The organism is Klenkia sesuvii (genome assembly GCF_037083825.1).
GTDB lineage: Bacteria > Actinomycetota > Actinomycetes > Mycobacteriales > Geodermatophilaceae > Klenkia > Klenkia sesuvii.
Genome location: NZ_JBAPLU010000040.1, coordinates 1 through 9508 on the forward strand (window position 1 = coordinate 1; position 9508 = coordinate 9508).

9 protein-coding genes are annotated in these 9508 nt (G+C 73.1%); 4 read left to right on the forward strand and 5 right to left on the reverse strand.

Annotation, left to right across the window (positions count from 1 at the left end):
• Positions 1 to 756, reverse strand: a 756-nt coding sequence (locus TEK04_RS20940; protein ID WP_336406314.1) for an exodeoxyribonuclease III, incomplete at its 3' end; no start/stop codon positions are given.
• 27 nt (positions 757 to 783) lie between these two features.
• Positions 784 to 1746, reverse strand: coding sequence for an acyl-ACP desaturase (locus TEK04_RS20945; RefSeq protein WP_336406315.1), 963 nt, complete (start codon positions 1744 to 1746; stop codon positions 784 to 786).
• A 97-nt stretch (positions 1747 to 1843) separates the two neighbouring features.
• Between TEK04_RS20945 and TEK04_RS20950 the strand changes: the two genes are divergently transcribed.
• Together TEK04_RS20950 and TEK04_RS20955 are read left to right on the forward strand one after the other, a co-directional pair.
• The gene (locus TEK04_RS20950) at positions 1844 to 2398 is read left to right on the forward strand and encodes a GNAT family N-acetyltransferase (RefSeq protein WP_336406316.1); all 555 of its coding nucleotides are present in this window, start codon (positions 1844 to 1846) and stop codon (positions 2396 to 2398) included.
• Between the two features lie 165 nt (positions 2399 to 2563).
• Positions 2564 to 4501: an LCP family protein gene (locus TEK04_RS20955; RefSeq protein WP_336406317.1), complete on the forward strand. Its 1938-nt coding sequence runs from the start codon at positions 2564 to 2566 to the stop codon at positions 4499 to 4501.
• A gap of 116 nt (positions 4502 to 4617) precedes the next feature.
• Here TEK04_RS20955 and TEK04_RS20960 read toward each other — a convergent pair whose 3' ends face one another.
• On the reverse strand, positions 4618 to 4920 hold the full coding sequence (locus tag TEK04_RS20960) for a hypothetical protein (RefSeq protein WP_336406318.1): 303 nt from the start codon (positions 4918 to 4920) through the stop codon (positions 4618 to 4620).
• Positions 4921 to 5045: 125 nt separating this feature from the next.
• Between TEK04_RS20960 and TEK04_RS20965 the strand changes: the two genes are divergently transcribed.
• On the forward strand, positions 5046 to 6599 hold the full coding sequence (locus TEK04_RS20965; protein ID WP_336406319.1) for an aldehyde dehydrogenase family protein: 1554 nt from the start codon (positions 5046 to 5048) through the stop codon (positions 6597 to 6599).
• Between the two features lie 125 nt (positions 6600 to 6724).
• Here TEK04_RS20965 and TEK04_RS20970 read toward each other — a convergent pair whose 3' ends face one another.
• Both TEK04_RS20970 and TEK04_RS20975 read right to left on the reverse strand, forming a co-directional pair.
• On the reverse strand, positions 6725 to 6850 hold the full coding sequence (locus TEK04_RS20970) for a hypothetical protein (RefSeq protein WP_336406320.1): 126 nt from the start codon (positions 6848 to 6850) through the stop codon (positions 6725 to 6727).
• A 29-nt stretch (positions 6851 to 6879) separates the two neighbouring features.
• Positions 6880 to 7917: a LacI family DNA-binding transcriptional regulator gene (locus tag TEK04_RS20975; protein WP_336406321.1), complete on the reverse strand. Its 1038-nt coding sequence runs from the start codon at positions 7915 to 7917 to the stop codon at positions 6880 to 6882.
• Between the two features lie 249 nt (positions 7918 to 8166).
• On the opposite strand from TEK04_RS20975, the gene TEK04_RS20980 reads away from it, so the two are divergent.
• Positions 8167 to 9474 (forward strand): ABC transporter substrate-binding protein, encoded by a 1308-nt coding sequence (locus tag TEK04_RS20980; RefSeq protein ID WP_336406322.1) that lies wholly within the window; start codon positions 8167 to 8169, stop codon positions 9472 to 9474.
• Positions 9475 to 9508 lie beyond the last annotated feature (34 nt).

Below are 9508 nucleotides of genomic sequence, written 5' to 3' on the forward strand. Positions count from 1 at the left end.
GCCCTTGCCCTTGCGCTCCTGGCGGTCGATCCCCGCGCCGGTGACCCGCTCGGCCAGGGCGGGGGAGCAGAGGGCGAAGTCGATGCGCATGCCCTCGCGGCGCGGGAAGCGCAGCTGCGTGTAGTCCCAGTAGGTGTACTCGCCGGGGGTGTGCGGGCGCACCACGTCGGCGTAGCCGGCCTCGACGACCGCGGCGAAGGCGGCGCGCTCGGGCGGGCTGACGTGCGTGGAGTGCGCGAAGACGGCCATGTCCCAGACGTCGTCGTCCTGCGGGGCGATGTTCCAGTCGCCGGTGAGCGCGATCTGCGCCCGGGGGTCGGCGGCCAGCCAGCCGGCGGCGTTCTCCCGCAGCGCCTCGAGCCACTCGAGCTTGTACGCCAGGTGCGGGTCGCCCAGCTGTCGGCCGTTGGGCACGTACAGCGACCAGGTGCGGACGCCGCCGCAGGTCGCGGCGATCGCCCGGGCCTCGGGGGCGGGGTCGACGCCCTCCTTGCTCGACCACGACGGCATGCCCTCGAACCCGACCTGCACGTCGTCGATCCCGACCCGCGACACGACCGCGACGCCGTTCCACTGGTTGAGGCCGACGTGGGCGACCTCGTAGCCGATCGCCTCGAAGGGCATGTGCGGGAACTGGTCGTCCCGGCACTTGGTCTCCTGGATGGCCAGCACGTCCACCCCGCTGCGCTCGAGGAACGCGGTGACCCGGTCGACGCGGGTCCGGACGGAGTTCACGTTCCAGGTCGCCAGGCGCACGGCTCCCGAGGCTAGGCGGGCGTCCCCTCAGGCCTGGGAGAGGGGGGCGATCTCTGCTTCCTGCTTGGCCTGCAGGCGGGCGCGCATGCGGTCGCGGGACTCGACGAACTTCGTGGCCTGGGCGTCGAGACCGGCCATGAACTGCGCGAGCTCCTCCCGGGCCCGCTCGCCCTCGGGGCCGAAGCCGGTGCGCTCGAACACCTTCCAGTGCCGCAGCACGGGGGCGACCACGTCGTCGTGGTGCAGCCGCAGGTCGTAGATGCCGGCCTTGGCGATGATCGTGGAGTTCTTGCGGAACCCGGCCATCGTGGCGCCGGGCATCTCGAACCCGATGACCTCGTCGGCGATGGCCCGCATGGTCTCGTCGGGGGCGATGTCCAGGGCCGCCGCGACGATGTTCCGGTAGAAGACCATGTGCAGGTTCTCGTCCTTGGCGATGCGGGCCAGCAGCTGGTCGGCTACGGGATCGTTGGTCGCCTTCCCGGTGTTGCGGTGGCTGACCCGGGTGGCCAGTTCCTGGAAGGACACGTAGGCCACCGCCTCGAGCGGGGTCTTGTCGCCGGAGTCGTAGCCCGAGGTCATGTAGTCCATCCGGGCCCGCTCGAGCTCGACCGGGTCGACCCCGCGGGTGACCACCAGGTAGTCGCGGATGGCGATGCCGTGCCGGTTCTCCTCGGCGGTCCAGCGGCCCACCCACGTGCCCCAGGCGCCGTCCCGGCTGAACCGGGTGGCGATCTCGCGGTGGTAGCTCGGGAGGTTGTCCTCGGTGAGCAGGTTGGTAATCATCGCGGCCTTGGCGGTCTCGTCCAGGCGCGACTGCTCGGGGGACCAGTCCTCGCCGCCGAGGAAGGCGAAGTCGCGCCCCTCGGACCACGGCACGTAGTCGTGCGGGTGCCACTCGGTGGCCATCTTCTCGTGCCGGTTCAAGTTCTCCTCGACGACCGGCTCGAGCTCCCGCAGCAGGGCCGTCGTGGCGGGCGTCTGGGACACGGTGCACCTCCGGGAGGTTTGGCGTGGGGAGGACGCTACGCGCCCCGGCCCCCGGTGGGTGGCTGCGAGGCGTTCGCAACAGCTAGCCTGTTGCGCAATGCTCGCAACAAGCTCGACCCTCACGGTGCGTCCGGCGACCCGCGACGACGTCCCCGTGGCGTACGCGCTGATGATGCGCGTCCTCGACGAAGACCTCGGCTACGGCTTTCGGCCCGAGTGGCACGGCGACCTGGCCGACCTCGAGGCCGCCTACCTGCGCACCCCCGGGCAGGCGCTCTTCCTCGCCCACGACGCCGACGGCACCCTCCTGGGCACCACCGCCGTCAAGGTCGGCGGCCCGCGCAGCCCCCAGGTGCTGGTCGACCACTACGCCGGGCGACCGGTGTGCCAGCTGGCCCGGGTCTGGGTGCTGGCCGAGCACCGGCGCCGCGGCGTGGCCCGCGCGCTGGTCGCCGCGGCCACCCGCTGGGCGGTCGCCGAGGGCGGGTACGCGGTGGTGTGCCTGCACACCGACGCGGCCGTGCCCGGGGCCGAGGCGTTCTGGCGGTCGGTCCCCGTGCGCGAGGTCCTCGACGAGCGGGTGCCCGGCGCGGCCCTGCAGACCGTCCACTTCGAGGTCGACGTCGAGGCGTTGCTCACCGCGCACTTCTGACGCTCCGTCAGCGGGTGGTCCTGCAGAGTCGGGACGCGCTGCAGGACGGCGGGATGCCGTCACGCGAACGGGGGAGGGCTTCTCGGTCGCCCGGGTCCGGGTGGGACGACGGTGGGACCATGGCGTGATGCCCCGGCGGCGGAGAACACGGTCGAGAGGGGGTTCGTGAACGACGCACCCGGTCGTCCCGAGCCCGAGGACCACACCGCCCGCATCGAGCGCCCCGGCGCCGCACTGCCGCCCGTACCGGACCCTGTCGGGGCCGCCGTCCGGCGCCGTCGGCGTGCCGAGGGGGGCACCGACCCCGAACTCGCCGCCCGTGCCCGCGCGGCCGCTGGGCTGCCCCCGGTCGAGCCCGACCCGCCGGTGCGTACCCACCCCACCACCTACGACGACGGCACGGACGACGGCACGGACGACGGCCCCGACGTGGGTGCCGATGACGCGCACGACGGTTCGGTGAGCGCCGACGCACCCACCCAGCGGTTCGCCGGCGCAGGCCCCGAGGGGTCCGGCGACCCGATGCCACCCGTCGCCGACGGCCCGACCGCGGACGGGTCGGACCGGTCCGTCCCCCCGGCGCGGTCGCGCCGCCGGCCCGCCCGCACCTTCGGCCGGGCCGCCGGCCTCACCGTGCTCGGCGCCGTCGTCCCGGGCAGCGGGCTGCTGGCCGCGGGCTGGCGACGCAGCGGTGCCGCCGTCCTCGCCGTCTTCGCGGTGCTGGTGGCCGGGCTGCTCTGGCTGGCCACGGCCGGTCAGCGCACCGCTGTGCGCGCGGCCGTCGACCCGCAGGTGCTGCTCGGCGTCATGGTCGGCACCGGTGTGCTGGCGCTGCTGTGGATCGCCGTGGTCGTGCTGGGCTACCGCCTGCTGCGGCCGCGCGGGCTCACCCGGGCGCAGCAGGGGGCGGGGGCGCTGCTGGTGCTGCTGCTGGTCGCCGGCGTGGCCACCCCGGCGGTGACCGCCGTCCGGCTGGCCGGTGCGCAGCGCGGCCTGGTCGACACCCTCTTCGCCGGGGGGACCAGCGCGACGGTCGAGGAGCCGGCCGACCCGGTCAACCCGTTCGGGGACAAGGAACGGGTGAACGTCCTGCTGCTGGGCGGCGACGGCGGCGAGGGGCGCGAGGGTGTGCGCACCGACACCGTCATCGTGGCCAGCATCGAGACCGCGACCGGGGAGACCACCCTCCTCAGCCTCCCGCGCAACCTGGAGGACCTGCCCTTCCCCGAGGGCACCGAGCTGGCCGAGCTGTTCCCCGACGGCTTCGACGCCGGCGCGGAGAGCGAGAGCCTGCTCAACGCCGTCTACCGCAACGGCCCGGCGCTGTACCCCGACGCGCTCGGTGCCCCCAGCGACGACCCGGGCGCCGACTGGCTCAAGCTCGGCGTGGGCGAGGCCCTCGGTCTGCCCATCGACTACTACGTGCTGGTCAACCTCGACGGCTTCAGCCAGCTCGTCGACGCGCTCGGCGGCATCACGGTGAACGTCAACTACTACGTCCCGGTCGGCGGCGAGCCCACCCTGCGGATCCTTCCCGACTCCTACATCGCCCCCGGCCCGGACCAGGAGATGGACGGCGCCACCGCGCTCGCCTTCGCCCGCGGACGGTTCGGCCTCAGCGACTACCAGCGGATGGACCGGCAGCGCTGCGTGCTCGACGCCATCGTCGCCGCCGCCGACCCGGTCACCCTGCTGACCCGCTACCAGCAGCTGGCCGCCACCACCTCCGACATCGTCGCCACCGACATCCCGCAGTCGGTGCTCGACGACTTCGTCGACCTCGCGTTCCTGGTCAAGGACGCCGAGATCCGCAGCGTGGTGTTCGACGACACCGTCATCCAGCCCGCCTACCCCGACTACGACCGGATCCGGGCCCTGGTGCAGCAGGCGCTGGGCGCCGCTCCGGCAGCCCCGTCGTCGGCCCCGTCGGAGTCGGCCGCGCCGACCACCTCGGCCCCGACGAGCGCCCCGAGCTCGGCGCCCACCACGGGGACACCGTCCAGCAGCAGCCCGGCGGTGGCCGACGTCGCCGACGCCTGTGCCTACGACCCGGCCGCCGCGCAGGCCGCGATCCAGGCCGGGGAGCCGCCGACCCGGGGGTGAGGCCGGGCCGTGACGTGCACACGACGGCAGCCAGGACGACGGGGTCGGCGCAACCGGCGATGCGTCGGCGGACGTCGCGGCCCAGCACCAGCACGCCGATCCGCTCGACCAGCGGCTCAGCCCTGGATGGGGTCCCCGGCGCGGATGGCCTCGACCAGACCGGCGACGGCGGGGTCGCCGACGACGCGGTCGTAGGCAATGACCGGGCGGTCGCCGGCGGTCTCGCGTGCCCGGTCGGCCAGCTTGCCGTGGGTCAGCACCACGTCGGCGTCGGCGGGGATGGCGTCGACCGGGCTGTGCTCGACCACCACGCCGTCGAGGCGCTTGCGCAGCTGCACGCTCATCAGCACGCTGCTGGCCATCCCCGCGTCGCAGGCGATCACGAGCTTGCGGACGGCATTTCCCTCGATCGTGGGCATGGCGGTGCGAACTCCTAGCTGGGGGGTGAGCTGTCCATTCTCCACCTCATCGACAGGTGTGACGGTCTTCTCAACCGTGATCGCAGTCACGGCGGACCCCTGGACAGGACTGGCAAGGTGCGTCCATGACAGCGACGTCACTGCACGTGAAGCCCGGCACCGAGTGGGCCGCCGTCCTCGGCCGGGCCGCGGACCGCACCCCGGAGGCCTTCGGCACCGACCGCCTGCACAACCTGGTCGACGGGTCCTGGCGGCCCATCGGCGACCCCGAGGCGTTGATCTCCCCGGTCGACGGGTCCAAGCTCACCGGTCTGCCCAAGGTGTCCGCCGGCGAGGCGCAGCACGCGGTGCTGGCTGCAGCCGCCGCGCACCGGGAGTGGGCGACCACCCCGGTGGCCGAGCGGAAGGCACGGGTCACCGCTGCGGTCGACGCCATGGCCGACGCCCGCGACGACCTCGCGCTGCTGCTGGCCTGGGAGATCGGCAAGCCGTGGAAGCTGGCCTGCGCCGATGTCGACCGGGCGCTGGACGGGGTCCGCTGGTACGTCGAGGAGATCGACGGGATGCTCGGGGACCGCACGCCCCTGGACGGGCCGGTGTCCAACATCGCCAGCTGGAACTACCCGATGTCGGTGCTGGTGCACGCCGAGCTGGTGCAGCTGCTGGCCGGCAACGCGGTCATCGCCAAGACGCCGTCCCAGGGCGGGGCGACCTGCCTGACCCTGGCGCATGCGCTCATGGCCCGGGAGGGCCTGCCGGTCACGCTGCTGTCGGGCGGCGGCGCCGAGCTGTCCAGCGTGCTGGTGCGCTCGCCCGAGGTCGGTGCCCTGGCCTTCGTCGGCGGGCGCTCCAACGGCGGCAAGGTGGCCGCCGGGCTGCTGGACACCGGCAAGCGGCACATGCTCGAGCAGGAGGGCCTCAACGCCTGGGGCATCTGGGAGTTCTCCGACTGGGACGGCCTGGCCGCGCACCTGAAGAAGGGCTTCGAGTACGGCAAGCAGCGCTGCACCGCCTACCCCCGCTACGTCGTCCAGCGCGAGCTGGTCGACCAGTTCCTGGCCACCTACCTGCCGGTCGTGCAGGCGCTGCGATTCGGCCACCCGCTGGCCGTGGAGAACGACGGCGACGAGCTGCCGGTGCTGGACTTCGGGCCGGTGATCAGCGCCGGCAAGGCCACCGAGCTGCGCGACCGGGTCTCCGACGCGATGCACCGGGGTGCGGTCCCGCTCTGGCGGGGGTCGTTGGCCGACGGCCGGTTCATCGCCGGTCAGGACACCTCGGCCTACGTGGCCCCGGCGGCGCTGCTGTCGCCCGGCGGGGCCTCGGCGCTCATGCACTCCGAGCCGTTCGGGCCGGTCGACACGATCGTCGTGGTCGACAGCGAGGCCGAGCTGCTGGCCCAGATGAACGCCTCCAACGGTGCCCTGGTCGCCTCGCTGGCCTGCGACGACGAGGAGAAGGCGCACCGGCTGGCCCGTGAGGTGCAGGCGTTCAAGGTCGGCATCAACAAGCCGCGCTCCCGCGGGGACCGGGCCGAGGCGTTCGGTGGGCGTGGTGCCTCGTGGCTGGGCTGCTTCGTGGGCGGCGACCTGCTGGTGCAGGCGGTCACCCAGGGACCGGAGGGCGAGCTGCTGTACGGCAACTTCCCCGAGCACTCCCGGTACCCGGCGTCGATCTGACCCGCCCTGTGCAGCGTTGATCAGGGGGGTGCACGACAGTCCGTCCTCCTCCACCAGATCTGGTGGAGGAGGACGGACGGCCGTGGAGGACGCGGCGGCAGCGGTGACCTCACCGACCCCCGGTCCTACGACCTGGCCGCCGAGGTCGCCGACATCGTGGCGGTGGTGGCCGTCGCCGGGGCGCGATAGCCGGCGTCGGCGAGGTAGTCGCCGTAGAGGTCCCCCGCGACCGAGCGCGCCCGCGGTGCCATGCCCCCATCCTGACCCGCGGGCCCGGAGGTCAGTGCAGGGGCGCGGTGGACGAGCGGGTCACCAGCCGACAGGGGTAGGCCTCGACGCCGTGGCCGGCCCGGCCCTCGATGGCCGACGCCAACCGCAGCGCGGCGACCCGGCCCAGGTTCTCGAGCGCGGGGTCGATGGTCGTGAGCGGCGGCCGCGAACCCGTGGCGAGCACCTCCCAGTTGTCGAACCCGATGACCGCGACCTCCTCGGGCACCCGCTTGCCCGCCTCGAGCAGCGCGTCGAGCACGCCGCGGGCGATCTGGTCGGAGCCGGCGAACACCGCGTCGAGGCCCGGCTCGCGCTCGAGCAGGAGTCGGGTGGCCCCGCGGCCCCAGGCCTCGCTCCAGCTGTCGTACATGACCTCGCCACCGGCCACCGCCAGGCCCGCCTCGGTCAGCCGCTCGACCGCCCCGCGGGCGCGGTCGTGCGAGGCGCCGTAGGTCGGGTCGCCGGTGACGTGCGCGATGGTGCGGCGGCCGCACCGGATGAGGTGGTCCACGGCGAGCCGGCCGCCGGCGACGTCGTCGGCGACCACGGACATGTCCTGCGGGTCGTCCGAGGGGGCGTAGGCGTAGACGACCGGCACGCCGAGGTCCTGGCCGAGCGACGGGCGCGGGTCGGGCTGCGCCCCCACCACGATCAGCCCGTCGACACGGCGGGAGAGCAGGGCGCGCAGGTGGTGCTGCTGCCGGATGTGGTCGTCGCGAGCGTCGGCCAGCAGCACCGACATCTTCTCCGACCCGAAGGCGTCCTCGGCGCCGCGCAGCACCGGCATGCTGAACCGGCCGACCAGATCGGAGGTCAGCAGGCCGACCGTGCCGCTGCGCTGCGCCACCATGCCCTGGGCCAGGGCGTTCGGCGAGAAGTTGAGCGCGTCGGCGGCCGACTGCACCCGCTGGCGGGTCGCCGAGCCCACGTGCTGTCGCCCGTTCAGGGCCTTGGACGCGGTGGCGATCGAGACGCCCGCCATCGCCGCGACCTCCCGGAGGGTCGGCGGACGCCCACGACGGTGCGGGGCGACCTCGTCGACGGACATCGGGCTCCTCTCCGGTCCCGGCGCGGCGTCCGGGGGTGCTGGGAAGACTAGCGCGAAGGTGCTTGACGTGGGCCGACGTCCACACTACTTTCCGAAAACGTTTTAGCGACGTGGATCACGACAGTGGCGACGGACTTCCCGGACAGCTGGGGGAAGTACGCCGTCCACGGTTCCGGAGACCGGCGCTGGACCGAAACTGGTTTCTGATGTCGGAGCGGCCCCGGCCGCGAACAGGAAGGCACGACGACGATGACGTGGACACCACGCCGCCGCACCGCCCGCTGGGGCGCAGCCATCGCGGCCGTCAGCATGACCGCGGCGCTGGCCGCCTGCGGCGGCTCCTCCGGGTCCCCCGCAGCCGCCGGGGACCCCTCCAACGTGGAGGGGGTCGACGACGGCACCACCCTCACGCTGTGGACCCGCGCCCCGCTGGAGGCCCAGGCCAAGCTCCTCGTGGACGCCTACAACTCCAGCCACGAGAACCAGGTCGAGCTGACCGTCGTCCCCAATGACGACTACGTGGCGAAGGTCGGCGCCGCGGCCGGGTCGGACGACCTGCCCGACCTGTTCGCCGCCGACGTCGTCTACCTGCCGAACTGGACCTCCCAGGGCCTGTTCACCGACCTGACCGAGCGCATCGACAACCTCGACTACGCCGACCAGATCAACTCCTCCGTGCTCGACGCGGGCACCTACGAGGACAAGCAGTACGTGCTGCCCTTCGTGCTCGACCTGTCGGTCATGTTCTACAACAAGGACCTCTACCGGGAGGCTGGCCTCGACCCGGAGGAGGGCCCCACGACGCTCACCGAGTTCCGCGACCAGGCGCTGGCCATCCAGGCCCTGAACAAGCCCGACACCTACGGCACCTACTTCGGCGGCAACTGCGGTGGCTGCGGGGTGTTCACCTGGTTCCCCATGATGTGGGCCAGCGGTGAGCAGGTGCTCGAGGACGACGGCACCACGGCCAACCTGGCCAGCGACACCGCCCAGCAGGTGTACGGCATCTGGCGGGACCTGCAGGACGCCGGCGCCATCGCCCCCGGGGCCGCCGACGAGACCGGCGCCACGTGGACCGCGGCGTTCCAGCAGGGCCAGATCGGTGTCATGCCCTACCCGGCCACCCTGCTGCAGACCGCCGACCAGACGGTCGACGTCGGTGTCAGCGCCATCCCGGGTGTCGACGGCGGTGAGTCGACCTTCGTCGGCGGTGACGGCATCGGGATCAGCAAGGACTCCGAGCACCCCGACCAGGCCTGGAACTTCCAGCAGTGGCTCATGAGCGAGGCGGCGCAGGTCGACGTCCTGGCGAAGAACAACGTCACCCCGGCCCGGGCGGACTTCCTGGACAACCAGTACGCCACCGACCCGCGGGTGCAGCTGATCAACCAGGTGTCGGCCGCCCCCGACAGTCAGACCCCGATCGCGCTGAACTTCCAGCAGGCGTTCAACGCGGTGGGGAGCCCCTGGTCGACCTTGTTCCGCGCCCAGGTCTTCGGTGACGCCTCCGACCTCGACGAGGACAACGACGCGATCACGCAGGTGCTGCAGCAGTAGCCCCGTCCCGCGGCGCCGCCGGGCCCTCCCCGGC

Coding starts and splice junctions, on each gene's coding strand:
- TEK04_RS20950 (WP_336406316.1), top strand. CDS start 1,844: ATGCTCGCAACAAGCTCGACCCTCACGGTGCGTCCGGCGACCCGCGAC.
- TEK04_RS20960 (WP_336406318.1), bottom strand. CDS start 4,920: ATGCCCACGATCGAGGGAAATGCCGTCCGCAAGCTCGTGATCGCCTGC.
- TEK04_RS20965 (WP_336406319.1), top strand. CDS start 5,046: ATGACAGCGACGTCACTGCACGTGAAGCCCGGCACCGAGTGGGCCGCC.
- TEK04_RS20970 (WP_336406320.1), bottom strand. CDS start 6,850: ATGGCACCGCGGGCGCGCTCGGTCGCGGGGGACCTCTACGGCGACTAC.
- TEK04_RS20975 (WP_336406321.1), bottom strand. CDS start 7,917: ATGTCCGTCGACGAGGTCGCCCCGCACCGTCGTGGGCGTCCGCCGACC.
- TEK04_RS20980 (WP_336406322.1), top strand. CDS start 8,167: ATGACGTGGACACCACGCCGCCGCACCGCCCGCTGGGGCGCAGCCATC.